Below are 25341 nucleotides of genomic sequence, written 5' to 3' on the forward strand. Positions count from 1 at the left end.
CGCCCGTACACAACCAGTAGGAGATGCAGAACCCATGACAGACGCACTCAAGCGCCTCTCCGACGAAGGCGTCGCGATCTGGCTGGACGACCTGTCGCGCAAGCGCATCACGTCCGGCAACCTCGCGGAGCTGATCGACCAGCAGCACGTCGTCGGCGTCACGACGAACCCGTCGATCTTCCAGAAGGCGATCTCCTCGGGTGACGGCTACGAGCAGCAGGTCAAGGACCTCGCGGCCCGTAAGGTCACCGTCGACGAGGCGATCCGCATGATCACGACGGCGGACGTCCGGGACGCCGCCGACATCCTGCGGCCGGTCTTCGACGCCACCGGCGGCCAGGACGGCCGGGTCTCCATCGAGGTCGACCCGCGCCTGGCGCACCACACCGTGGCGACCATCGCCGAGGCCAAGCAGCTGGCGTGGCTGGTGGACCGCCCGAACACGCTGATCAAGATCCCGGCCACCAAGGCGGGCCTGCCGGCGATCACCGAGGTCATCGGCCTGGGCATCAGCGTCAACGTCACGCTGATCTTCTCGCTGGAGCGCTACCGCGAGGTCATGGACGCCTACCTCGCCGGTCTGGAGAAGGCCAAGGCCGCGGGCCTGGACCTGTCCCTGATCCGCTCGGTGGCGTCGTTCTTCGTGTCCCGTGTGGACACCGAGATCGACAAGCGGCTGGACAAGCAGGGCACGCAGGAGGCCAAGGCCCTCAAGGGCAAGGCCGCGCTGGCCAACGCCCGCCTGGCCTACCAGGCGTACGAGGAGGTCTTCGCCTCGGACCGCTGGGCCGCCCTGGACAAGGCCGGCGCCAACAAGCAGCGTCCGCTGTGGGCCTCGACCGGCGTCAAGGACCCGGACTACAAGGACACGCTGTACGTCGACGAGCTGGTCGCCCCGGGCACGGTCAACACCATGCCGGAGGCCACGCTGGAGGCCACCGCCGCCCGCGGTGAGATCACCGGCGACACCGTGCGCGGCACGTACGCGGCCGCCCGCGCCGACCTCGACGCGCTCGCCGGGCTCGGCATCTCGTACGACGACGTCGTCCAGCTCCTGGAGGACGAGGGCGTGGAGAAGTTCGAGGCAGCCTGGAACGACCTGCTCAAGTCGACCGAGGCGGAGCTCAAGCGCCTCGCTCCCTCGGAGGGCTGATCTCCTTTGTCTGGTTCACACGGAGCCAACCCGCTTCGTGACGCCGCGGACCGACGGCTCCCGCGTATCGCGGGGCCGTCGGGCCTGGTCATCTTCGGCGTCACGGGCGATTTGTCCCGTAAGAAGCTGATGCCTGCCGTCTACGACCTGGCCAACCGCGGACTGCTCCCGCCGGGTTTCTCGCTCATCGGGTTCGCCCGCCGGGAGTGGGAGAACGAGGACTTCGCGCAAGAGGTGTACACGGCGGTCAAGGAGCATGCGCGTACGCCGTTCCGTGAGGAGGTCTGGCAGCAGCTCAACCAGGGCATGCGCTTCGTCCAGGGCGACTTCGACGACGACGAGGCCTTCGAGACGCTCAAGGAGACCATCAACGAGCTCGACAAGGCGCAGGGCACGGGCGGCAACTTCGCCTTCTACCTGTCCGTCCCGCCGAAGTTCTTCCCCCAGGTCGTCCAGCAGCTCAAGAAGCACGGACTGGCCGACCAGAAGGAGGACTCCTGGCGGCGCGCCGTCATCGAGAAGCCCTTCGGGCACGACCTGGAGAGCGCTCAGGAGCTCAACCGGATCGTCCACGAGGTCTTCCCGCCCAACGAGGTCTTCCGGATCGACCACTACCTGGGCAAGGAGACGGTCCAGAACATCCTGGCGCTGCGGTTCGCCAACACGATGTTCGAGCCGCTGTGGAACCGCGGCTATGTCGACCACGTCCAGATCACGATGGCCGAGGACATCGGCATCGGCGGCCGGGCCGGCTACTACGACGGCATCGGCGCCGCCCGTGACGTCATCCAGAACCACCTCCTCCAACTGCTCGCGCTGACCGCGATGGAGGAGCCCGCCTCCTTCGACGCGGACGCGCTGGTCGCCGAGAAGACCAAGGTGCTGGGCGCGGTCCGGCTCCCCAAGGACCTCGGCAAGGAGACCGTGCGGGCGCAGTACGCGGAGGGCTGGCAGGGCGGCGAGAAGGCCGTCGGCTACCTCCAGGAAGAGGGCATCGACCCCAAGTCGAAGACCGACACCTACGCCGCGATCAAGCTGTCGATCGACAACCGGCGCTGGGCGGGCGTCCCCTTCTACCTGCGCACCGGCAAGCGGCTGGGCCGCCGGGTCACCGAGATCGCGGTGGTCTTCCAGCGCGCCCCGCACTCCCCCTTCGACCACACCGCCACCGAGGAGCTGGGGCAGAACGCCCTGGTCATCCGGGTGCAGCCGGACGAGGGCGTGACCGTGCGGTTCGGCTCCAAGGTGCCGGGCACCTCGATGGAGGTGCGCGACGTCTCGATGGACTTCGCGTACGGCGAGTCCTTCACGGAGTCCAGCCCCGAGGCCTACGAACGGCTGATCCTCGATGTGCTGCTGGGCGACGCCAACCTCTTCCCGCGGCTGGAGGAGGTCGAGCAGTCCTGGCGGATCCTCGACCCGATCGAGGAGTACTGGGACAGGCACGGCAAGCCCGCGCAGTACCCGGCGGGCACCTGGGGCCCCATCGAGGCGGACGAAATGCTCGCACGAGACGGACGGAGCTGGCGTCGGCCATGAAGATCGATCTGACGGAAACCACGGCCAGCAAGATCAACAAGGCGTTGGTCGAGGGCCGTCGCGCGGTCGGCACCCCTGCCATCGGCATGGTGCTCACCCTCGTCATCGTCACCGACGAGGAGAACGCCTACGACGCCCTCAAGGCGGCCAACGAGGCGTCCCGGGAGCACCCCTCGCGCACCCTCGTCGTCATCAAGCGGGTCAGCCGGTCGCCGCGCGACCGCGCCAAGGCCCGCCTGGACGCCGAGGTGCGGGTCGGCACGGACGCCGGCACCGGCGAGACGGTGGTGCTGCGGCTCTACGGCGAGGCGATCGACCACGCCCAGTCCGTGGTGCTGCCGCTGCTGCTGCCGGACGCCCCGGTGGTGGTCTGGTGGGCGGTCAACGCCCCGCTGGACCCCGCCAAGGACCCGCTCGGTGCGCTGGCCCAGCGCCGGGTCACCGACGCCTACGCCTCCGAGCAGCCGGTCGGCGAGCTGACCGCCCGCGCGCAGACGTACACCCCGGGCGACACGGATCTGTCCTGGACCCGGATCACCCCCTGGCGTTCGATGCTGGCGGCGGCGCTCGACCAGGCCCCGTGCACGGTCACCTCGGCCGAGGTGGAGGGCGAGGAGTTCAACCCCAGCTGCGAGCTGCTCGCCATGTGGCTGGCCAGCAGGCTGAACGTCCCGGTCACCCGCAAGGTGTCGGCCGGCCCCGGGCTCACGGCCGTACGGCTGGAGTCCAGCAGCGGCTCGATCGTGCTGGGCCGCCCGGACGGCTCGCTGGCCACGCTCTCCATGCCCAACCAGCCGGACCGTGCGGTGGCGCTCAAGCGGCGGGACACCGCGGAGCTGCTCGCCGAGGAGCTGCGCCGGCTCGACCCGGACGACATCTACGCCGGCGCGCTGAAGTTCGGTGTGGAGCGGCTCGGCGGCGTGGCGGACGCGCAGCCCGCGGCCACGGACCCGGCACCGGCCGCCGAGGACGCCCAGGACCGGCCCGCGGCGAAGAAGGCGAGCGCCAAGCCCGCCAAGAAGGCGGCCGCCAAGTGAGTGCTCCGCAGGTCGTCGTCCACCGCGACAAGGAACTGATGGCCAAGGCCGCGGCGGCCCGGCTGATCACGAAGATCGTGGACGCCCAGGCCACCCGCGGCGTCGCCTCCGTCGTCCTGACCGGCGGGCGCAACGGCAACGGGCTGCTCGCGGCCCTCGCCGAGGCGCCCGCCCGGGACGCGGTGGACTGGTCGCGGCTCAGCCTGTGGTGGGGGGACGAGCGGCTGCTGCCGGACGGCGATCCCGAGCGCAACCACACCCAGGCCCGCGAGGTGCTGCTGGACAGCGTCCCGCTGGACCCGGCCCGGGTGCATCCGATGCCCGCTTCCGACGGCCCGTACGGCAACGACGCCGACGCCGCCGCCGAGGCGTACGCGGCCGAACTCGCCGCCGCGGCGGCCCATGAGACCGCCTCACCGCCGGCCGGCGCGGGCGGCGGCCCGGTGCCGGTCTTCGATGTGCTGCTGCTGGGCGTCGGCCCCGACACCCATGTCGCCTCGCTCTTCCCCGAGCTGCCCGGCGTACGGGAGACGGAGCGGACGGTGGTCGGGGTGCACGGCGCGCCGAAGCCGCCGCCCACCCGGGTCTCGCTCACCCTGCCCGCGATCCGCACGGCGCGGGAGGTCTGGCTGCTGGCGGCCGGCGAGGACAAGGCGAACGCCGTGGCCATGGCGCTCTCCGGCGCGGGCGAGGTGCAGGCCCCGGCGGCCGGCGCCCGCGGCCGCAGCCGGACCCTGTGGCTCCTGGACGAGGCGGCGGCGACCCGGCTGCCGCGCGGGCTCTACCCGCCGGCCTCGGCCTGAGCGTTCCCCGGCGGACAACGCCGAAGGCCCCGCACCCTTTCCGGTGCGGGGCCTTCGGCGTCACTGCGCCGGATCCGGGATCAACGCCCGCGCAGCTCCCGGTACTTGGCGACCAGGCCGGCCGTCGAGGCGTCCAGGCCCGGCACCTGCGCGCCGTCGGTCAGGGCCGGTTCGACCCGCTTGGCGAGGACCTTGCCGAGCTCCACGCCCCACTGGTCGAAGGAGTCGATGTGCCACACCGCGCCCTGCACGAACACCTTGTGCTCGTAGAGCGCGATCAGCTGGCCCAGCACGGACGGGCTGAGCTCCTTGGCCAGGATCGTGGTGGTGGGGCGGTTGCCCTGGAACGTCTTGTGCGGCACCAGTTCCTCGGCGACCCCCTCGGCGCGCACCTCGTCCGGCGTCTTGCCGAACGCCAGCGCCTGGCCCTGGGCGAAGAGGTTGGCCATCAGGAGGTCGTGCTGGGCGACCAGGCCCGGCTGCAGATCACCGACCGGCTCCGCGAAGCCGAGGAGGTCGGCCGGGATCATCTTCGTGCCCTGGTGGAGCAGCTGGTAGTAGGCGTGCTGGCCGTTCGTGCCGGGCGTGCCCCAGACGACGGGGCCGGTCTGCCAGCCGACCCGGTTGCCGTCGAGGTCGACGGACTTGCCGTTGGACTCCATGTCCAGCTGCTGCAGATAGGCGGTGAACTTGGAGAGGTAGTGGCTGTAGGGCAGCACGGCATGCGACTGGGCGTCGAAGAAGTTGCCGTACCAGATGCCGAGCAGGCCCAGCAGCAGCGGAGCGTTCTCCTCCGGCGGGGCCGAGCGGAAGTGCTCGTCGACGAGGTGGAAGCCGGCCAGCATCTCGCGGAAGTGTTCCTTGCCGATGGCGATCATCAGCGAGAGGCCGATCGCGGAGTCGTACGAGTAGCGACCGCCGACCCAGTCCCAGAACTCGAACATGTTGTCCGTGTTGATGCCGAACTCCGCCACCTTCTCGGCGTTGGTCGACAGCGCCACGAAGTGCTTGGCGACGGCGTCGGTGCCGGCCTTCAGACCGGTCAGCAGCCAGTCGCGGGCCGAGGTGGCGTTCGTGATCGTCTCGATGGTGGTGAAGGTCTTCGAGGCGATGATGAACAGCGTCTCGGCCGGGTCCAGATCGCGCACCGCCTCGTGCAGATCGGCGCCGTCCACGTTGGAGACGAAGCGGAACTGCATGTCCCGGTGGGTGAAGGCGCGCAGCGCCTCGTACGCCATCGCCGGGCCCAGGTCCGAGCCGCCGATGCCGATGTTGACGACGGTCTTGATGCGCTTGCCGGTGTGGCCCTTCCAGTCGCCCGAGCGGACCCGGTCGGAGAAGGTGCCCATCTTCGTCAGGACGGACTGCACGCCGGGCACGACGTTCTCGCCGTCGCTCTTGATGACCGCCGAGCCGGGCGCGCGCAGCGCGGTGTGCAGCACGGAGCGCCGCTCGGTGATGTTGATCTTGTCGCCGCGGAACATCGCGTCCCGCCGCGCGGCCACGCCCCTGGCCGCGGCGAGGTCGCGCAGCAGCCGCAGCGTCTCGTCGGTGACCAGGTGCTTGGAGTAGTCCAGGTGCAGATCGCCGACCTGGAGGGTGTAGCGCTCGGCGCGCGCCGGATCCTGCTCGAACAGCTCGCGCAGATGCACCTCCCCCAGCTGCTCACGGTGCTTGCTCAGCGCGGTCCACTCAGGCATCTGGTCGAGCCTGCTGCGGCCTTCTGCGTTCATCTGGGACATCAGCCTTCTTCATCTCGTACCGGCCCCGCCAACTCCCAACCTAATTGATCAGCACTCCGTATGAGGCATCTGTCCGCCGCCGGACGAGGCGCTGTCGGGCGTCTGAAGAACAGGTATCCACGCGACCGCGCCCAGCCCCAGCAGCGCGGCGGCCCACAGCGCCGGGGAGTTGGGACCGTACGCGGACGCGACCGCGCCGCCGAGCAGCGCACCGAGCGGCACCCCGCCGATGGAGACCGTACGGAACGCGGCGCTGATCCTGCCGAGCATCGCGGGCGGGCTGCGCTGCTGGACGATCGTGGCCTCCAGGACGTTCCAGACCATCCCGGCGAAGCCGAACAGGCCCAGGAACACTGCCGCGGCCCACAGCACCCGCACCGTCCCGAAGGCCGTGAGCACCAGGGCCTGGACCACTCCGGCGATGAGCAGGGCGCGGCACGTGCCACCGGCCACGGCGAGGGTCCGCCGGGCGAACAGCCCGCCCAGCACCATGCCGATGCCGTACCCGGTCGTGACGACGACGTACCCGACGTCCCCGGCGCCCAGCCAGCCCTTGACGATCACCACAAGGGTCGCGATCAGCGCGCCGATACCGATATTGCCCAGCGCCCCCGCCAGGCAGCAGGCGCGCCGCACCTTCTCGCGCCACAACGCCCGTAGCCCGTCGGAGATTTCCCGCCGGAGCCCCGCGCACCACGGAGGACCACGGTGACAGGCGCGGGAACGCCGCCGGCCCGGCCGGAGGGCGGTGTCCCCTCCGGCCGGGCCGGGCGGTATGCGTGCGGGTCCGTCAGATCTCGCCGCGGAGCTTGGCGAGCGCCTCCGCGAGGATCGCCTCGCCGTCGGCGTCACTGCGGCGCTCCCGGACATAGGCGAGGTGGGTCTTGTAGGGCTCGGTGCGCGGCGGGTCCGGCGGGCTGTCCCGGTCCTTGCCGGCCGGGAAACCACAGCGCGGGCAGTCCCAGGTCTCCGGAACCTGCGCATCGCCGGCGAAGCTGGGCTGTGTCTCGTGCCCGTTGGAGCACCAGAAGGAGATGCGGATGCGCGGCGCGGACTCACCGCGCTCGGCCTCCCCCATCGGCCCCGCCCCGACCCGACTTCCTCGGATCGCGTTGCCACTTGCCACGGTCGTAACTCCCTGCGTAATGGTGCTGCCACGCCTTCACAGCAGCTGCGCTGCGGAACGCCCCAGTCTACGTAAGGCCCAACGCGCGTCCAGTGACCGGAGTTACCCGTCCTAGGACGCCGCCTCATGATAGGCCGCGCCTCCGACGGTATGTCAGCTGCCGAGCTTCATCAGGACACCCAGAACGACAATGCAGGCGAACCACAGCAGACCGACCACGATGGTGATGCGGTCCAGGTTGCGCTCGGCGACAGAGGAGCCACCGACCGAGGACTGCATACCGCCACCGAACATGTCGGACAGACCGCCGCCCTTCCCCTTGTGCATGAGCACCAGCATCATCATCAGCAGGCTGAAGACGATGAGGGCGATCGAGAACCCGATGACCACGGCTGGACCAACTCTCTAGGACTGACGGACGGACGTACGGATCAAGACGTCTGGATCAAGACCCGTGGGACAAGTACTGCGGGGCCGGGACGGCGCGGTTGCACCGGTCCCGGCCCCGACAGGGTACGACGAGGGCTCGCCCTCGTCATAGCTGCTACTGGTCGCGGAAACGGACGATCTTCACAAACTCGTCCGCGTCCAGCGCCGCACCGCCGATCAGCGCGCCGTCGACGTCGGGCTGCGCCATGATCGCCGCGACGTTGCCGGACTTGACCGAGCCGCCGTACTGGATGCGGACCTTGTCGGCCAGCTCCTGGCTGTAGAGCTCGGCGAGGCGGCCGCGGATCGCACCGCAGACCTCCTGCGCGTCCTCGGGGGTGGCGACCTCGCCGGTGCCGATCGCCCACACCGGCTCGTAGGCGATCACGATGGTCTCGGCCTGCTCGGCCGGGATGTCCTTCAGGCCGCCGTCGACCTGGGCGAGGGTGTGCGCGACCTGGTTGCCGGCCTTGCGGACGTCCAGGCCCTCGCCCACGCACAGGATCGGGGTGAGGCCGTGCTTGAAGGCGGCCTTGACCTTGGCGTTGCAGATCTCTTCGTTCTCGCCGTGGTACTGGCGGCGCTCGCTGTGGCCGACGGCCACGAACGCGCACTTGAGCTTGGCGAGCATCGCGCCGGAGATCTCACCGGTGTAGGCACCGGAGTCGTGCGCCGAGAGGTCCTGGGCGCCGTACTTGATCTTGAGCTTGTCGCCGTCGACCAGCGTCTGCACCGAGCGCAGGTCGGTGAAGGGCGGCAGGACAGCGACCTCTACGGCGTCGAAGTCCTTGTCGGTGAGGGCGAAGGCGAGCTTCTGGACGTGTGCGATGGCCTCGAGGTGGTTGAGGTTCATCTTCCAGTTGCCCGCCATCAGCGGGGTACGTTCGGTCACGATTGTTCAGTCCTCCAGAGCGGCGAGGCCGGGGAGCGTCTTGCCTTCGAGGTATTCGAGGCTGGCGCCGCCGCCGGTCGAGATATGGCCGAAAGCATTCTCGTCGAAGCCCAGCAGACGGACCGCGGCGGCACTGTCACCGCCGCCGACGACGGTGAACGCCTCGGAGTCGAGCAGGCCCTGCGCGACGGCCTTGGTGCCGCCGGCGTAGTCGGGGTGCTCGAAGACGCCCATCGGGCCGTTCCAGAAGACGGTGCCCGCGTCGGCGAGCTTCGCGGCGTAGAGCTCGCGGGTCTTCGGGCCGATGTCCAGGCCCTCCTTGTCGGCCGGAATGGCGTCCGAGGCGACGATGTCCGGGTTGGCCGGGGCCTTGGTCTTCAGGTCCGGGAAATCGGCCGAAACCAGTACGTCGACGGGGAGGACGAACTCCACGCCGCGCTTCTCGGCCCGCGCCAGGTACTCCAGGCAGGCCGGGACCTGGTCCTCCTGGAGCAGCGAGATGCCCACCTCGTGGCCCTTGGCCTTGAGGAAGGTGTACGCCATGCCGCCGCCGACCAGGATGCGGTCCGCCTTCTCCACCAGCTGGTCGATGACCGCAAGCTTGTCGGAGACCTTGGCGCCGCCGAGCGCGACCACGTACGGGCGCTTGACGTCCTCGGTGAGCCTCTTCAGGACGCCGACCTCGGTGGCGATCAGGTCACCGGCGGCGTGCGGAAGGCGCTTGGGCAGGTCGTAGACGGAGGCGTGCTTGCGGTGCACGGCGCCGAAGCCGTCGCCGACGTACAGGTCCGCCAGGGCGGCGAGCTGGTCGGCGAAGGCGCCGCGCTCGGCGTCGTCCTTGCTGGTCTCGCCCGCGTTGAAGCGGAGGTTCTCCAGCACGGCCACCTGGCCGTCGGCCAGGCCCTCGGCCACGGACCGGGCGGACTCGCCGACCGTGTCGGTCGCGAACGCCACGTCCTGACCGAGGATTTCGCCCAGCCGCGCGGCCGCGGGGGCCAGCGAGAAGGCCGGGTCCGGGGCGCCCTTGGGACGGCCCAGGTGGGAGGCGACGATCACCTTGGCGCCGCGCTCGGCGAGCTTGGCGATCGTCGGGGCGACGGCGCGGATCCGGCCGTCGTCGGTGATGGTGGTGCCGTCCAGCGGCACGTTCAGGTCGGCGCGGACGAAGACCCGCTTGCCGGCTACCTGGAGGTCGTCGATCGTCTTCATGAGGAGTGACTCCATCACATGGGTCGGTCGGTCACGGAACGGGGCCCGTACGACGCTTCGTCGCGCCGTACGAGCCCCGTCCTCACATCTCGGTGCCTCGGGTGTCAGCCAGAGGTCAGAGCTGGCCGCCGACGAAGGTGGTCAGGTCCACCAGGCGGTTGGAGTAGCCCCACTCGTTGTCGTACCAGCCGACGACCTTGACCTGCTTGCCCTGAGCCATCGTCAGCTTCGAGTCGAAGGTGCAGGAGGCCGGGAAGTTCACGATGTCCGAGGAGACGATCGGGTCCTCGGTGTACTCGAGAATGCCCTTGAGCTGGCCCTCGGCCGCCTTCTGGAAGGCGGTGTTGATCTCGTCCTTGGTGACCTCGCGGTCGAGCTCCAGGACGAGGTCGGTGACCGAGCCGGTGGGGACGGGCACGCGCATGGCGATGCCGTCGAGCTTGCCCTTGAGCTGCGGCAGGACCAGGGCGGTGGCCTTGGCGGCACCGGTCGAGGTCGGGATGATGTTCTCCGCGGCGGCGCGGGCGCGGCGCAGGTCGCTGTGCGGGAAGTCCAGGATGCGCTGGTCGTTGGTGTAGGCGTGGACCGTGGTCATCAGGCCCTTGACGATGCCGAAGTTCTCGTCGAGCACCTTCGCCATCGGCGCCACACAGTTGGTGGTGCAGGAGGCGTTGGAGATGACGTGGTGCTTGGCCGCGTCGTACTTGTCGTTGTTGACGCCCATCACGATCGTGATGTCCTCGTCCTTGGCGGGCGCGGAGATCAGGACCTTCTTGGCGCCGGCCGCGAGGTGCTTCTCGGCGTCGGCCTTCTTGGTGAAGATGCCGGTCGACTCGATGACGATGTCGGCACCGAGCTCGGCCCAGGGGAGGTTCGCCGGGTCGCGCTCGGCCATCGTCTTGAAGGTCTGGTTGCCGACCGTGATGGTGTCGTCGGTGTGGCTGACGTCCTGCTTGAGGCGACCCAGAATGGTGTCGTACTTCAGCAGGTGGACCAGGGTGGCGTTGTCGGTCAGGTCGTTGACACCGACGATCTCGATGTCCGCACCCTGCTCCAGGAGCGCGCGGAAGTAGTTACGACCAATGCGGCCGAATCCGTTGATGCCTACGCGGATCGTCACGAACCGATCTCCTCGTTGGTACGGCGGTATATGCACCGCCGAGCTGTATGGGATGTCCCCGACCGCCTCCGACCCTACCCCCTGCACGAGACGTACGTGACATTGACATCGGCCACGAAAGATGCTCAAGTGAGCGCCCTTCGGCCCCTCTGACGCCTGTTCGTACGAGACCCCTCACCGCGTCCGCACACACCGGCGCCCCCGGCACCCGTTGCGGGCGCCAGGGGCGCGTACGGAGAAGGACCGGCTCCGCTTCAGCCGACCATGCCCTCGGCGAGTTCCTCGGTGAGGTTGGACTCGGTGCCCGGGATGCCGAGGTCCTGGGCGCGCTTGTCGGCCATCGCCAGGAGGCGCCGGATCCGGCCGGCGACGGCGTCCTTCGTCAACGGCGGGTCGGCGAGGGCGCCCAGCTCCTCCAACGAGGCCTGCTTGTGCTCCATGCGCAGCCGGCCGGCCGCCGCCAAGTGCTCGGGGACCTCCTCGCCGAGGATCTCCAGGGCGCGCTGGACCCGCGCGCCCGCGGCGACCGCGGCGCGCGCCGAGCGGCGGAGGTTGGCGTCGTCGAAGTTGGCGAGGCGGTTGGCGGTGGCGCGGACCTCGCGGCGCATCCGCCGCTCCTCCCACGCGAGCACCGACTCATGCGCGCCGAGCCGCGTCAGCAGGGCGCCGATCGCGTCACCGTCACGGACGACGACGCGGTCCACACCGCGCACCTCGCGGGCCTTGGCGCCGATCCCGAGCCGGCGGGCGGCGCCGACCAGCGCGAGCGCCGCCTCGGGGCCGGGGCAGGTGACCTCCAGGGAGGAGGAGCGGCCGGGTTCGGTGAGCGAGCCATGGGCGAGGAAGGCACCGCGCCACGCCGCCTCCGCATCGCAGGTCGCGCCGGAGACCACCTGCGGAGGCAGCCCGCGGATGGGGCGGCCGCGGCCGTCGACCAGGCCGGTCTGGCGGGCCAGCTGATCGCCGCCGGCCACCACCCTGACGACGTAGCGGCTGCCGCGCCGCAGGCCGCCGGGGGCCATCACCACCAGGTCGGAGCTGTGCCCGAAGATCTCCAGGATGTCCTTGCGCAGCCGCCGGGCGGCGATGCCCGTGTCCAGCTCCGCCTCGATCACAATGCGCCCGCTGACCAGGTGCAGTCCCCCCGCGAAGCGCAGGATCGACGAGACCTCCGACTTCCGGCAGCAGGTCCGGGTGACGGGGAGCCGGGAGATCTCATCCTTCACCGCAGCCGTCATCGCCATGGGCCGATCCTTCCATGCATCCGAAAAATACGGTCGTACGCGGCTGCCAGCAGCTCCGGGTCGTGCCGGTCGGGGGCTCCCCCGGCGTGCGACCGGGCGTCGTCTCCTTGTGCCGCGACCGCCGCCAGCTCGACCTCGCTGCCGACGAGCTGCTTGGCGGCAACCGTCAGACCTTCGATGTCGGGCACGGCGGCCCTGTCGGCCAGCACCACGTCGAAGGCGAGTTTAGGGGCGTGTCGGGCCAAAACCTCCAAATGACGCTGCGGGGAGAAGCCATCGGTTTCGCCCGGTTGCGGCGCGAGGTTGAGTGAGAGGACCTTCCGGGCCTTGGTCTCCTCCAGCGCCGCGCGCAGCTCCGGCACCAGCAGATGGGGGATCACCGAGGAGAACCACGAGCCGGGGCCGAGCACCACCCAGTCGGCGTCGCGCACCGCGGCGACCGCCTCGGGGACGGCCGGCGGGTCCTCGGGGACCACATGGACGGACTGCACCTCGCCGCGGGTGAGCGCGACGGTGGCCTGGCCGCGGACCGTGGAGACCTCGCCCGGGCGGGCCGGGTCGTGCCCCCTGACCTGGGCCTGGAGCTCCAGGGGCACCGCCGACATGGGCAGCACCCGGCCATGGGCGCCGAGCAGCCTGCCGACCAGGTCGAGCGCCTGGACATGGTCGCCGAGCTGCTCCCACAGCGCGACGATCAGCAGATTGCCGACGGCGTGGTCGTGCAGCTCGCCCTCGCTCTGGAAGCGGTGCTGGATGACCCGGGCCCAGGTCTGGCCCCAGTCGTCGTCCCCGCACAGCGCGGCCAGCGCCTTGCGCAGGTCGCCGGGCGGCAGCACGCCCAGCTCGTCGCGGAGCCGCCCGCTGGATCCGCCGTCGTCGGCGACCGTGACCACGGCCGTCAGATCCCCGGTGATGCGGCGCAGCGCGGCCAGCGAGGCGGACAGGCCCATGCCGCCGCCGAGCGCCACCACCTTGGGGGTGGCGCCCTTGGTCGTACGGACGCTGGGGACGAATCTGCGGACCCGGCGGAGCCGTGGTGTGCGCCCGCTCACTCGCGCCCCATGTCCCGGTGGACGACGACGGTTTCCACCCCTTCGGAGACCAGGCGGCGGGCCAGCTTCTCGGACATCGCGACGCTGCGGTGCTTGCCGCCCGTACAGCCCACGGCGATGGTCACATAGCGCTTGCCTTCGCGGCGGTAGCCCTCGGCGACGATCCGCAGCAGCTCGGCGTAGCCGTCCAGGAACTCCTTGGAGCCGGGCTGGCCGAAGACGTAGTCGGAGACCTCGTCGTTCAGGCCGGTGAAGGGGCGCAGCTCGGGGACCCAGTGCGGGTTGGGGATGAAGCGGCAGTCGATGACCATGTCGGCGTCGACCGGCAGGCCGTACTTGAAGCCGAAGGACATGACCGTGGCGCGCAGCTCGGGGACCTCCTCGCCGGCGAACTGGGCGTCCATCTTGGCGCGCAGCTCATGGACGTTGAGGCTGGAGGTGTCGATGACCAGGTCGGCGTCGCCGCGCAGCTCGCGCAGCAGATCGCGCTCGGCGGCGATGCCGTCGACGATGCGGCCGTCGCCCTGGAGCGGGTGCGGACGGCGCACCGACTCGAAGCGGCGCACCAGCGCCTCGTCGGAGGACTCCAGGAAGACGATGCGGCGCTTGACGTTCTGCGCGTCGAGGGTGGCCAGCGACTCCTTGAGGTTGGCGAAGAAGCGGCGGCCGCGGACGTCGACGACGACCGCGATCCGGGCGACGTTGCCCTGCGAGCGGGCGCCGAGCTCGACCATCGGCGCGATCAGCTCGGGCGGAATGTTGTCGACGACGAACCAGCCGAGGTCCTCCAGGCACTTCGCGGCCGTGCTGCGGCCGGCCCCGGACATACCGGAGATGATCACCAGCTCGGGGATCGCGGCGCTCTCTCCCTGGTCGGACTCGCCAATCGGTCCCGTACTCACCTGTGCACCGTCTCTCTCGGTTTCCTGCTCTTCGTGCGGAGTGCTCATCGTTCCTGCCCCCGTTCTGCCGACAACGCGGCCGGTGGGGCCCCGTCATCCTCAATGATCTCTCCTGTGGCGGTGTTCACCGCAGGAGCGGACGGTGCCGCCGCGGCCAGCGCCGCGGCGACCGTCTCCGCTGTCTTGCGGCCGACACCCGGAACCTCGCAGATCTCGTCGATCGTCGCGGCCCGCAGCTTCTTCAGCGAACCGAAGTGCTTGAGGAGTGCCTGCCGGCGGGTGTCGCCCAGGCCTGCGACGGCGTCGAGCGGCGAGGCCTTCAGCCGCTTGGTGCGCTTGCTGCGCTGGTAGGTGATGGCGAAGCGGTGTGCCTCGTCGCGGACGCGCTGGAGGAGGTAGAGGCCCTCGCTGCTGCGCGGCAGCACGACCGGGTCCTCGTCCTCGGGCAGCCAGACCTCTTCGAGGCGCTTGGCCAGGCCGCAGACGGCGACATCGTCGATGCCGAGCTCGTCCAGCGCCCGGCGGGCGGCCGCGACCTGCGGGGCGCCGCCGTCGACGACCACCAGCTGGGGAGGGTAGGCGAACCGCTTGGGGCGGCCGTCGTCGTCGACGGGGCCGCCGGCGGCGCGGTCCGGCTCCGCAAAGCCGTCGGCGTCCACCGGGGAAGCGGCGTCCACCAGGGCGTCGCCGTCCGGCTCCTCCGTCCACTCCCCCGACTTCTGCTTCTCCTGGAGGTAGCGCCTGAAGCGGCGGCCGATGACCTCGTGCATGGACCGGACATCGTCCTGGCCCTGGCCGTGCCAGACCTGTGTGTCGCCGACCCGGCCCTTGATCTGGAAGCGGCGGTACTCGCTCTTCCGGGCGAGACCGTCCTCAAAGACCACCATCGAGGCGACGACGTCCTCGCCCTGGAGGTGGGAGATGTCGAAGCACTCGATGCGCAGCGGCACCGAATCCAGGCCGAGCGCCTCGGCGATCTCCTCCAGCGCCCGGGAGCGGGTGGTCAGGTCGGAGGCGCGCTTGGTCTTGTGCAGGGCCAGGGCCTGCTGGGCGTTGCGGCCGACCGTGGCCATCAGGTCCTTCTTGTCGCCGCGCTGCGGGATGCGCAGCGAGACCTGGGACCCGCGGCGCTGGGAGAGCCACTGCGCCACCGGCTCGACGGGCTCGGGGAGCGCCGGGACCAGGACCTCCTTGGGGACGGCGTCGCCCTGCTCGTCGCCGTACAGCTGCTGGAGGGCGTGCTCGACGAGGTCACCGGTGGTGACGGCCTCGACCTTGTCGGTGACCCAGCCCCGCTGGCCGCGCACCCGTCCGCCGCGGACGTGGAAGATCTGGACGGCGGCCTCCAGCTCGTCCTCCGCGAGGGCGATCAGATCGGCGTCGGTGGCGTCGGCGAGCACCACGGCGCTCTTCTCCATGGCCCGCTTGAGGGCGCCTATGTCGTCCCGCAGCCGGGCCGCGCGCTCGTACTCCATCTCCTCGGCGGCGTCCTGCATCCGCCGCTCCAGGCGCCGGATGTAGGCGCCCGTACGGCCCGCCATGAAGTCGCAGAACTCGTCGGCGAGTTCGCGGTGCTCCTCGGCGGAGATCCGGCCGACGCAGGGGGCGGAGCACTTGCCGATGTAGCCGAGCAGGCAGGGGCGGCCGATCTGGGCGGAGCGCTTGAACACACCGGCGGAGCACGTACGCACCGGGAAGACGCGCAGCATCAGGTCGACGGTCTCGCGGATGGCCCAGGCATGGCCGTACGGGCCGAAGTAGCGCACGCCCTTCTTCTTGGCGCCGCGCATGACCTGGACGCGGGGGAACTCCTCGTTGAGGGTCACCGCGAGATACGGATAGCTCTTGTCGTCGCGGTACTTGACGTTGAAGCGGGGGTCGAACTCCTTGATCCAGCTGTATTCGAGCTGGAGCGCCTCGACCTCGGTGGTGACGACGGTCCACTCCACGGAGGCGGCGGTGGTGACCATCGTGCGCGTACGCGGATGGAGGCCGGCCAGGTCCTGGAAGTAGCTGGCCAGGCGCTGGCGCAGGCTCTTGGCCTTGCCCACGTAGATGACGCGGCCGTGTTCGTCGCGGAACTTATAGACCCCCGGCGAGTCGGGGATCTGTCCCGGCTTGGGTCGGTAGCTGCTGGGGTCTGCCATGCACACCACCCTACTGACCGCCACCGACAATCACGGTTTCCGGACCGCTCCCACATCGCTTCTCCGCCCCCTCCCCGGCGAGGGGAGGGGGCGGAGACCGACGTGGGAGGCGGCGCCGGGCCTCCGGGGAAGGTCAGTCGCTGCGCCGCCTGCGCACCGCCGCCGTGGCGGACAGTCCCAGGGCGAGCGCGGCGGCGACGGCCGCCACGGTCGTCGCGGCGGTCACCGGCAGACCGTCGTCCGCGAGCGCGGCCGCCTCGGCGGGCCGCTGGGCAGCGGCCTCCTCGGCCACGGGCCTGCGGGCCGCGGGCTCCCCGGCGGCCGGGGCGGCCTCGCCGTAGCCCCCGGCCTCGCCCCGCTTGTCGTACGCGGAGCCCGGGAGCTTGTCCCCGTACGCCTTCGCCACCCGCTCCCGGTAGGCCGCGACGGTGGTGCCGGACGCGCCGACGGCCTTGCGGGCGTCCGCGTCCAGCGGCTCGATGCGGTCGCCGCGCTGCAGGTACCAGGCGTCGATCTGCGGCTCGTGGAAGACGGTGCCGGCGGCGTCCCTGGCGGCCCCGGCCGCGGTGTAGCGGGTCTCGTCGTCGCCGCTGGCGATGTTGACGACCTTCCAGGCGCCGTCCCGGCGCACGGTCCATACGGAGGCCGTGCGGCCGTCGCCGGCGACGGCCTTGCTGGCGAGGAACTCCAGGCGCGCAACGGGGGCCTTGGCCTTGCCGCGGACGAAGTCCGGTGACAGGACGTAGACCGGCACGGTGCCGCCCTCGATGTGCGGGGCACTCTGCGCGCCACCGGGGGCGGCCGCCCGGCCGCCGCGCTTCCCGTCGGCGGCGAAGAAGCGGGCGAGGGTCTTAAGGGTCGCGGGGGCGGTGGCCTCCTGGCGGGCGGCGGCGACGCTCGCCCGGCCCGGCGCCTGGGGTTCGGGCACGGACGCGGCAAGCGCGGTGTGCGGGGCGAGGCCGGTCGCGGCGAGGGCGAGGGCGCCGGTGGCGACGGCGCGGACGACGGTGCGCTTCGTCATGGCCTCAGGCTCCTATCCGGTAGAGGGAGTGCGTCCAGGAGAAGGAGTTGCCGTCCACGTAGTAGTCGAAGTCGCCCCAGTTGTAGCGGTCGTTGGTGCGCCAGGGGTCGCCCCAGTAGACCCAGTTGCGGTCGGTGTCGTAGCCGTAGACGACGTGCATATGGCCGCCACCGGAGGACCACTGGATGCGGGTCTCTATCGGCCGGTTGGCGTTGATCTCGCTCTGGACGGTGCTGTAGCGGAGCCAACCGGACACATAGGAGCCGGAGTTGATGCCCATCCAGTCAAACGCGTTCTGCACATGGCCGAGGGTCGCCTGGTTGTTGGGGCAGCTGGTGCCCTGCTGGCGGTTGAACGCGGCGTTGCAGAACTGGTTCTGACTGTAGTTCCTGCCGAACCAGGCCGCGATGGTGTTGCCGGATGCGGCCCAGCACCAGTTGGACTGCTCCTGGGCCTGCATGGAGATGTTGAGGCGGTTGGCGGCGCGTGGCGCGACGGCCCGCGCCGAGCCGGCGCTGTCCGCCGCGGTGACGGCGTGCGCCCGGGGCGTGGGGGGCGCGGCCGCGGAGGCGGCCGTCCCGGGGAGCACGGTCAGTACGGCGGCCGTGACCACCGCTGCCGACAGCCATCTGCGGTGTGCACGGCGTGCACGAGGTGCACGGGTCATGGCGTTCCTCCCGACTGGGGGGTGAGGGGGAGAGGAGCGCATCCGGATGCTTGCGAAGGAGCATCAGGTGTTGTCGCAGGCAGGTCAACACGCTTCAATGCGAGATGACATGGGGGTGTGGACGGACGGGCCCGGATGTGAACGACCGGTGCCCGGCGTACTGCAGTGAACAGGCATGCAGAGCACGAGGCGTGCGATCCGGTTGTGAACGTTCACCCGCGCGCCGGAGGATTGAGGCAATGGCACAGAACGCTCCCCAGGTGACTCCGAGCACCCCCCAGTCCGCCGAGCTGGCACAGCTGCTGCGGACCGGCCCGTTCCACCTCGCTCTGCGCTCCGCGCTCACCGCCCGGGGTCTCGCCCTGACCCGCGTCCAGCACAAGCTCGCCCAGCGCGGCATCACCATCGGGGTGACCAGCCTGAGCTACTGGCAGCAGGGCGCCCGGCGGCCGCAGCGCCCCGAATCGCTGCGGGCGGTGCGCGCCCTGGAGGAGGTCCTGGACCTGCCCGCGCAGTCGCTGCACCGGCTGCTGGTCCCCGCCGGCGGCGCCCGCCCGGAGGCCGAGCGGCCGGCCGCCCGCTCGTACCGCTCCCTGGTGGTGCCCGCCGACGCACTGCAGCGGCTGTTCGCCGAGCTGGAGACCCCCGCGGACGGCGGGCTGCACACCGTCGGCCACCACGAACGGGTCCGCATCGGGCCCGAACGCCAGCTCATCGAGCGGGAGTCGCTGCAGGTGGTCCGCGCGCACCGGGACGGTGTGGACCGCTATATCGCCATTCATCGGGGCGAGTCGGGCTGCGACCCGTCCCGGGTGCGGGTGCAAGCCGGGGAGAACTGCCGGCTGGGCCGGGTGCGGGGGGACGCCGAGGCCGGGGTGGTCGTCGCCGAGCTGCTCTTCGACACCCGGCTGCGGGCCGGCGACACCCATGTCTTCGCCTACGCCTTCGAGGACGGCAGCGGCGGCCCGAGCGCCGAGTACGTGCGCGGCTTCAGCTTCGCCGGCGGGCAGTACGTCCTTCAGGTGCGCTTCGACGAGGCGGCGCTGCCGGTGCGCTGCCGCCGCTTCAGCCAGGCCACGGCGAGCGCCCCGCGCAGCGCCCAGCAGGAGCTGACGCTCAGCGGCCGGCACCACGCCGTACACCTCGTGGAGCAGGGGGTACGGCCCGGAATACTGGGCATCGGCTGGGATTGGGGATAAGGGCGGCATCGGGCGGACCCGGGGGGCGGGGCGGCGGGCTGCGTGCGCGGGTCAGCCCGCGATCAGCTTGCCGCCCTTCACCTTGACCGGGACCTCCTCCAGGGGGCGGGTCGCCGGCCCCTGGGCCACCTGGCCGGTGGCCGCCATGAAGCGGCTGCCGTGCAGCGGGCAGACGCCCTGCCCCTTCTCGATCTTGTTCAGGACCGCGCCCATGTGTGTGCACACCGTGCTGAAGCACGTGAACTCGCCCTTGGTGGGCTGCGCGACCAGCAGTCGCTGCTTCTCGTAGAGCTTGGCGCCGCCGACCGGGATCTCCGAGGCCGGGCCCAGCTCGACGGGCGCGTCCGAAGCCGGCCGGGTGCTGCGCTCCTGCCCTCCGGAGGAGCAGGCGGCGGCGCCGAAGCACGCGGCACCCGCGAGCGCGGCCCCACGCAGCACGGTCCGGCGGTCGGGGGTGGCACTCATCTCGCAGCTCCTGGTCAGTGGGCGTTCGGCCCCGACGATACCGGGGCGGTGCGCCCGCCGGGGCGGCGGTCCACCGGTGCGGGGCGAGGTGGACCCGCGGCCGGCGCCCGCCCGGAGCGGCGGGCCGGGACGGCGAGCGGGCGACCGGCCGGCCGCGTCCGCGGCGCCCGGGAGGCAGGCTGCGGGTAAACGCTTGCGTAAGCGTTTACGCTTGCGGGTCGAAGCTCGTAATGTGGCTTCGCGGGGTCGGGCCGTGCCGGGCGCGGCCCTGGGGCGCCACCGTGGTGCCCGCGCGGGGAGGAAGAGCCGGATGACGACGATGGTGGATGTGGCGCGGCGGGCGGGGGTCTCCGTCGCCACGGTCTCGCATGTGCTGAACGAGACCCGGCCGGTGCGCCCGGATACCCGGGCCGCGGTGCTCGGCGCCATCGAGGAGCTCGGCTACACCCACAACACCCTGGCCCGCTCGCTGGTGACCTCCCGCACCCGCTCGATCGGCCTCGCGGTCTCCGCGATCAGCAACCCGTACTTCACCGAGATCCTCCAGGGCGTGGAGGCCGGCGCGCTGGAGGCCGGCTACAGCCTGCTGATCGCCGATCCGCACGACGATCCGCTCCATGAGCGCAAGGTCGTCCAGCTGCTGCACGAGCGGCGGGTGGACGGCATGATCGTCGCGCCGTCCGCCGAGCCCGCGGAGATGGTCGGCTATCTGGCGCGTCGCGAGGTACCCACCGTCTTCCTGGACCGGCTGGTCGGCGACGAGCACGACCAGGTGTGCGCGGAGAGCACCGGTCCGGTGCGCCAACTGGTCGAGCACCTGGCTGACTTGGGGCACACCCGTATCGGTCTGGTGGCCGGGCTGCCCGGGCTGAGTACGACGACCGAGCGGGTCCAGGGCTACCGCGAGGGGCTGCGCGCCCGCGGCCTGCCCTTCGCGCCCGAGCTGCTCGCCGGCGGCAGTTCCGAGGCGGAGGGCGCCCACGACGCCACCCGCCGGCTGCTCGCCGCTCCGCAACCGCCCACCGCGATCGTCACCGCCAACAACGCGATGACCATCGGCGCGCTGCGGGCGCTCGGCGAGCTGGGCCTGGAGGTCCCCCGGGACATCGCGCTGGCCTGCTTCGACGACTTCTCCTGGGCGGACCTCTTCACGCCCCGGCTGACCGCGATCGCCCAGCCCAGCAAGGAGATCGGGGCCGCGGCGGTCCGGCTGCTGCTGGAGCGCCTGGAGCAGCCGGACCGCCCGCCGCGCACGCTCCGCCTCCCCTGCGCCTTTGTGCACCGCACCTCGTGCGGCTGCGCCGAACCCGCCACGGCCGCTCCCCCGGCCGCACCCCCGGTCGCCCAGGAAAGGAACCACACCCCGTGATCGTCGTCGCCGGAGAGGCCCTGATCGACCTCGTCCCCAGCCAGCAGGAGCCCTCCCTGGACGGCCAGTTGCCGACGCTGCTGCCGCGGCGCGGCGGCGGGCCGTACAACACCGCGGTCGCGCTGGGGCGGCTGGGCTCGCCCACCGCGTTCTGCTCCCGGGTCTCCACCGACACCTTCGGCGAGGCGCTGCTGCACGGGCTGCGCAGCGCCGGGGCGGACACCTCGCTGGTGCAGCGCGGCACGGAGCCGACCACCCTCGCCGTGGCGGACATCAGCCCGGACGGCTCGGCGGGCTACGGGTTCTACGCCGACGGCACCGCCGACCGGCTCTTCACCCTGCCGCCGGCGCTGCCCGGCGCGGTCCGCGCGCTCTCGCTGGGCACCTGCTCGCTGGTCCTGGAACCGGGCGCGAGCGCATATGAGTCGCTGCTGCGCCGGGAGGCGCGGCGGGGGGTCTTCACCGCGCTCGACCCCAACATCCGGCCCGGGCTGATCCCCGACCCGGACGCCTACCGGGCCCGCTTCCGCTCCTGGCTCCCGGATCTCGCGCTGCTGAAGCTGTCGGTGGAGGACGCGCTGTGGCTGGCGGGGCACGGGGCGGCGGGCGGCCCCGGCACCACGGACGGCCTGGGCGGCGGTACGGACGGGAGCTGGGCGGCGGTCACGGCGGCGGCCCGTGAATGGCTGGCCGCAGGACCCGCCGCGATCGTGCTCACCCGGGGCGGGGACGGGCTGACGGCGCTGGTCCGGGGCGGCGAGGAAGTCACCGTCCCCGGCGAGCGGGTCGCCGTCGTCGACACCATCGGCGCCGGCGATACGGTCAACGCCGCCCTGCTGCACCGCCTCGACGTCCATGGCGCCCTGTCGTACGCCGCAGTCGCCGCCCTGAGCGACGACGCCTGGCGGGACATTCTCCGCTTCGCCGCCAGGGCGGCCGCGATCACCTGCTCCCGGGCGGGGGCGGAACCCCCGTTCGCGGCGGAGCTGGTGGCGTAGGACGCCGCGGGGCCCGGAGCGGACGAGGAGGGGCACAGCCGGGCTGCGCCCCTCCCCTACGCCCTGACGGGGTCAGGAAGTCGCCCGCCGGGCCCGCGTCGTCGTCTTCTTGGCCGCGGTCTTCTTCGCCGCGGCCTTCTTGGCGGCCGGCTTCTTCGCCGACGCGGAGTTCTTCGCCGGGCCGGGGTTCTTCGCCGAGCCCGCCACCGTCGTCGCGGCATCGCTCACACGGTCGCCGAGGATCTCCCGGAGGAACTTGCCGGTGTGGCTGGCCGGGATCGACGCGATCTCCTCCGGGGTGCCTTCGGCGACGACCAGTCCGCCGCCGTTGCCGCCCTCGGGGCCCATGTCGATGACCCAGTCCGCCGTCTTGATCACATCGAGGTTGTGCTCGATGACGATCACCGTGTTGCCCTTGTCGACCAGCCCGGCCAGCACATTGATCAGCTTGCTGATGTCATCGAAGTGCAGACCGGTGGTCGGCTCGTCGAGGACGTAGACCGTGCTGCCCGTCGAGCGCTTCTGGAGCTCGCTGGCCAGCTTGACGCGCTGGGCCTCTCCACCGGAGAGCGTCGGCGCGGACTGACCGAGCCGTACGTAGCCGAGGCCGACCTCGTTGAGCGTCTTGAGATGCCGGGCGATGGTCGGCACCGCCTCGAAGAAGCTCAGCGCCTCCTCGATGGGCATGTCCAGCACCTCGGCGATGGACTTGCCCTTGTAGTGGACCTCCAGCGTCTCGCGGTTGTAGCGGGCGCCGTGGCAGACCTCGCACGGCACATACACATCCGGCAGGAAGTTCATCTCGATCTTGATCGTGCCGTCGCCGGAGCAGTTCTCGCAGCGGCCGCCCTTGACGTTGAAGGAGAAGCGTCCCGGCAGATAGCCGCGGACCTTGGCCTCCATCGTCTCCGCGAAGAGCTTGCGGACATGATCGAAGACACCGGTGTAGGTGGCCGGGTTCGAGCGCGGGGTGCGGCCGATCGGCGACTGGTCGACATGGACGACCTTGTCCACCAGGTCGTCGCCGGCGACCCGGGTGTGCCGTCCCGGGACCGACCGCGCGCCGTTCAGCTCGCGCGCGAGGTGGGTGTAGAGGATGTCGTTGACCAGCGTCGACTTGCCGGAGCCGGACACACCGGTGACGGCGGAGAACACCCCGAGCGGGAACGAGACGTCGATGTCGCGGAGGTTGTTCTCCTTCGCGCCGTGGACCGTCAGCTGCCGCGAGGGGTCGGCGGGACGGCGGACGTCCGGTGTCGCGATGGCCTTCTTGCCGGACAGATACTGACCGGTGATCGACTCCTTGTTGGCCAGCAGCTGCTTCATCGGGCCGCTGTGCACGACCTTGCCGCCGTGCTCACCGGCGCCCGGGCCGATGTCCACGACCCAGTCGGCGACCTTGATGGTGTCCTCGTCGTGCTCGACGACGATCAGGGTGTTGCCCATGTCGCGCAGCCGCACCAGGGTTTCGATCAGCCGGTGGTTGTCCCGCTGGTGCAGACCGATCGACGGCTCGTCCAGGACGTAGAGCACGCCCACCAGACCGGAGCCGATCTGGGTGGCGAGGCGGATGCGCTGGGCCTCACCGCCGGAGAGGGTGCCGGCCGCGCGGTTCAGCGAGAGGTAGTCCAGGCCGACGTCCACCAGGAACTTCAGCCGTTCGTTGACCTCCTTGAGGACCCGCTCGGCGATCTTCTTCTGGCGGGCGTCGAGCTTCATGTCCCGCAGGAAGTCGGCGCAGTCGCTGATCGACATGGCCGCGACCTCGGCGATCGACTTCTCCTGGACCGTGACGGCGAGCACGATCGGCTTGAGCCGCGTCCCCTCACAGGTCGGGCAGGGCACCTCGCGCATATAGCCCTCGAAGCGCTCGCGGCTGGTGTCGCTCTCCGCCTCGGAGTGCCGCCGCTTGACGAACGGCACGGCGCCCTCGAAGGGGGTCGTGTAGGCCCGCTGGCGGCCGTACCGATTGCGGTAGCGCACCTCGATCTGGGTCTTGTGGCCGTGCAGCAGGGCCTTCTTGGCGCGGGCGGGAAGCCCGGCCCAGGGGATGTCCGTACGGAATCCCAGGGCATCGGCCAGCGCACCGACCAGGCGGCCGAAGTACTCCTTGGTGTGCCCGCCGGACCAGGGGTGGATGGCGCCCTCGTCGAGGGAGCGGTCCTCGTCGGGGACGATCAGCTCCGGGTCGACCTCCATGCGCGTACCGATACCGGTGCAGTCCGGGCAGGCGCCGAAGGGCGAGTTGAAGGAGAAGGAGCGGGGCTCCAGCTCCTCGAAGGACAGATCGTCATAGGCGCAGTACAGATGCTCCGAATACATCCGCTCGCGCTGCGGGTCGTCCGGCTCCAGATCGACGAAGTCGAGGATGACCATGCCGCCGGAGAGCCCGAGGGCGGTCTCGACGGAGTCGGTCAGCCGCCGCTTGGCGCTCTCCTTGACCGTGAGGCGGTCGACGACCACCTCGATGGTGTGCTTCTCCTGCTTCTTCAGCTTCGGCGGCTCGGAGAGCTGGATCGTCTCCCCGTCGACCCGCGCCCGGCTGTAGCCCTTGGTCTGGAGGTCGGAGAAGAGATCGACGAACTCGCCCTTGCGCTCGCGCACCAGGGGGGAGAGCACCTGGAAGCGGCTGCCCTCGGGCAGCTCCAGCACCTTGTCGACGATGGCCTGCGGCGACTGCCGGGCGATCGGGCGCCCGCACTCGGGGCAGTGCGGCTTGCCGATACGGGCGAAGAGCAGGCGGAGGTAGTCGTAGACCTCGGTGATCGTGCCGACCGTCGAGCGCGGGTTGCGCGAGGTCGACTTCTGGTCGATCGACACCGCGGGGGACAGGCCCTCGATGAAGTCCACATCGGGCTTGTCCATCTGCCCGAGGAACTGCCGGGCGTAGGAGGAGAGCGACTCGACATAGCGCCGCTGCCCCTCGGCGAAGATCGTGTCGAAGGCGAGCGAGGACTTGCCCGAACCGGAGAGCCCCGTGAAGACGATGAGGGAGTCGCGGGGGAGGTCGAGCGAGACGTTCTTGAGGTTGTGCTCGCGAGCGCCACGGACGATGAGACGGTCGGCCACGCCGGTCGGCACCTTTCTTGGAGAGGGGCGGGAGCCGCGGCTCTGCGTCCGCCGCTCGGTGAGTGAGCAGAGGCGGCGGAGCGGAGCGGAGCCCCCGCCCCAGGGTATGGGGCCCGCCGCGGCACTGTCTTTGGGATGCCATACACGAGCCTATAGCA

General features: G+C 71.0%; 22 protein-coding genes. 7 read left to right on the forward strand and 15 right to left on the reverse strand.

What is annotated here, in order from left to right:
- Positions 1–34 precede the first annotated feature (34 nt).
- From tal to pgl, 4 genes are read left to right on the forward strand one after another with little or no spacing between them, the layout of a single operon-like run.
- Positions 35–1153 carry a transaldolase gene (gene tal, locus ACWD6P_RS24190; protein ID WP_451446242.1) on the forward strand — a complete coding sequence of 373 codons (1119 nt, stop codon included), beginning with the start codon at positions 35–37 and terminating at the stop codon, positions 1151–1153.
- A 6-nt stretch (positions 1154–1159) separates the two neighbouring features.
- Positions 1160–2692, forward strand: coding sequence for a glucose-6-phosphate dehydrogenase (gene zwf / locus ACWD6P_RS24195; RefSeq protein WP_451446243.1), 1533 nt, complete (start codon positions 1160–1162; stop codon positions 2690–2692).
- A complete protein-coding gene (gene opcA, locus ACWD6P_RS24200; protein ID WP_451446244.1) occupies positions 2689–3729 on the forward strand; it encodes a glucose-6-phosphate dehydrogenase assembly protein OpcA in 1041 nt (346 codons plus the stop codon). Before zwf ends, opcA begins: the two co-directional genes overlap by 4 nt.
- Complete coding sequence (gene pgl, locus ACWD6P_RS24205) at positions 3726–4532, forward strand: 6-phosphogluconolactonase (protein WP_451446245.1); 807 nt, start codon at positions 3726–3728, stop codon at positions 4530–4532. Before opcA ends, pgl begins: the two co-directional genes overlap by 4 nt.
- 80 nt (positions 4533–4612) lie before the next feature.
- On the opposite strand, the gene pgi is transcribed toward pgl, so the two are convergent.
- The 13 genes from pgi to ACWD6P_RS24270 all read right to left on the reverse strand — a co-directional run bounded on the left by pgi (position 4613) and on the right by ACWD6P_RS24270 (position 18083).
- The gene (pgi, locus tag ACWD6P_RS24210; protein ID WP_451446277.1) at positions 4613–6265 is read right to left on the reverse strand and encodes a glucose-6-phosphate isomerase; all 1653 of its coding nucleotides are present in this window, start codon (positions 6263–6265) and stop codon (positions 4613–4615) included.
- 57 nt (positions 6266–6322) lie between these two features.
- Entirely contained in the window at positions 6323–7144 is an 822-nt protein-coding gene (locus ACWD6P_RS24215) for an MFS transporter (RefSeq protein WP_451446246.1), read from the reverse strand.
- Positions 7065–7400, reverse strand: a complete 336-nt coding sequence (locus ACWD6P_RS24220) for an RNA polymerase-binding protein RbpA (RefSeq protein ID WP_128508571.1) — start codon at positions 7398–7400, stop codon at positions 7065–7067. Before ACWD6P_RS24220 ends, ACWD6P_RS24215 begins: the two co-directional genes overlap by 80 nt.
- 153 nt (positions 7401–7553) lie before the next feature.
- A complete protein-coding gene (gene secG, locus ACWD6P_RS24225) occupies positions 7554–7790 on the reverse strand; it encodes a preprotein translocase subunit SecG (protein WP_384441178.1) in 237 nt (78 codons plus the stop codon).
- 154 nt (positions 7791–7944) lie between these two features.
- A complete protein-coding gene (tpiA, locus tag ACWD6P_RS24230; RefSeq protein ID WP_451446247.1) occupies positions 7945–8721 on the reverse strand; it encodes a triose-phosphate isomerase in 777 nt (258 codons plus the stop codon).
- 6 nt (positions 8722–8727) lie between these two features.
- A complete protein-coding gene (locus ACWD6P_RS24235) occupies positions 8728–9930 on the reverse strand; it encodes a phosphoglycerate kinase (protein WP_451446248.1) in 1203 nt (400 codons plus the stop codon).
- A 115-nt stretch (positions 9931–10045) separates the two neighbouring features.
- The gene (gene gap / locus ACWD6P_RS24240) at positions 10046–11050 is read right to left on the reverse strand and encodes a type I glyceraldehyde-3-phosphate dehydrogenase (RefSeq protein ID WP_451446249.1); all 1005 of its coding nucleotides are present in this window, start codon (positions 11048–11050) and stop codon (positions 10046–10048) included.
- 254 nt (positions 11051–11304) lie between these two features.
- Positions 11305–12294 carry a DNA-binding protein WhiA gene (gene whiA / locus ACWD6P_RS24245; protein WP_018091880.1) on the reverse strand — a complete coding sequence of 330 codons (990 nt, stop codon included), beginning with the start codon at positions 12292–12294 and terminating at the stop codon, positions 11305–11307.
- Entirely contained in the window at positions 12285–13346 is a 1062-nt protein-coding gene (locus ACWD6P_RS24250) for a gluconeogenesis factor YvcK family protein (protein WP_451446250.1), read from the reverse strand. Before ACWD6P_RS24250 ends, whiA begins: the two co-directional genes overlap by 10 nt.
- Positions 13343–14296, reverse strand: a complete 954-nt coding sequence (rapZ, locus tag ACWD6P_RS24255; protein WP_451446251.1) for an RNase adapter RapZ — start codon at positions 14294–14296, stop codon at positions 13343–13345. Before rapZ ends, ACWD6P_RS24250 begins: the two co-directional genes overlap by 4 nt.
- Positions 14293–16395 (reverse strand): excinuclease ABC subunit UvrC, encoded by a 2103-nt coding sequence (gene uvrC, locus ACWD6P_RS24260; RefSeq protein WP_451446252.1) that lies wholly within the window; start codon positions 16393–16395, stop codon positions 14293–14295. Before uvrC ends, rapZ begins: the two co-directional genes overlap by 4 nt.
- Before the next feature lie 133 nt (positions 16396–16528).
- Positions 16529–17416, reverse strand: a complete 888-nt coding sequence (locus ACWD6P_RS24265; protein WP_451446253.1) for a hypothetical protein — start codon at positions 17414–17416, stop codon at positions 16529–16531.
- A gap of 4 nt (positions 17417–17420) precedes the next feature.
- Complete coding sequence (locus ACWD6P_RS24270) at positions 17421–18083, reverse strand: papain-like cysteine protease family protein (protein ID WP_451446254.1); 663 nt, start codon at positions 18081–18083, stop codon at positions 17421–17423.
- Between the two features lie 239 nt (positions 18084–18322).
- Between ACWD6P_RS24270 and ACWD6P_RS24275 the strand changes: the two genes are divergently transcribed.
- On the forward strand, positions 18323–19282 hold the full coding sequence (locus ACWD6P_RS24275) for a hypothetical protein (RefSeq protein WP_451446255.1): 960 nt from the start codon (positions 18323–18325) through the stop codon (positions 19280–19282).
- Positions 19283–19333: 51 nt separating this feature from the next.
- On the opposite strand, the gene ACWD6P_RS24280 is transcribed toward ACWD6P_RS24275, so the two are convergent.
- Positions 19334–19747 carry a Rieske (2Fe-2S) protein gene (locus ACWD6P_RS24280; RefSeq protein WP_451446256.1) on the reverse strand — a complete coding sequence of 138 codons (414 nt, stop codon included), beginning with the start codon at positions 19745–19747 and terminating at the stop codon, positions 19334–19336.
- A gap of 310 nt (positions 19748–20057) precedes the next feature.
- On the opposite strand from ACWD6P_RS24280, the gene ACWD6P_RS24285 reads away from it, so the two are divergent.
- Together ACWD6P_RS24285 and ACWD6P_RS24290 are read left to right on the forward strand one after the other, a co-directional pair.
- Positions 20058–21116 (forward strand): LacI family DNA-binding transcriptional regulator, encoded by a 1059-nt coding sequence (locus ACWD6P_RS24285; protein ID WP_451446257.1) that lies wholly within the window; start codon positions 20058–20060, stop codon positions 21114–21116.
- Complete coding sequence (locus ACWD6P_RS24290; RefSeq protein ID WP_451446258.1) at positions 21113–22114, forward strand: carbohydrate kinase family protein; 1002 nt, start codon at positions 21113–21115, stop codon at positions 22112–22114. Before ACWD6P_RS24285 ends, ACWD6P_RS24290 begins: the two co-directional genes overlap by 4 nt.
- 72 nt (positions 22115–22186) lie before the next feature.
- Here the strand turns inward: ACWD6P_RS24290 and uvrA are convergent, their stop codons facing one another.
- On the reverse strand, positions 22187–25183 hold the full coding sequence (uvrA, locus tag ACWD6P_RS24295) for an excinuclease ABC subunit UvrA (RefSeq protein ID WP_451446259.1): 2997 nt from the start codon (positions 25181–25183) through the stop codon (positions 22187–22189).
- Positions 25184–25341: the final 158 nt, after the last annotated feature.

It is taken from the genome of Streptomyces sp. NPDC002446, from assembly GCF_053595675.1.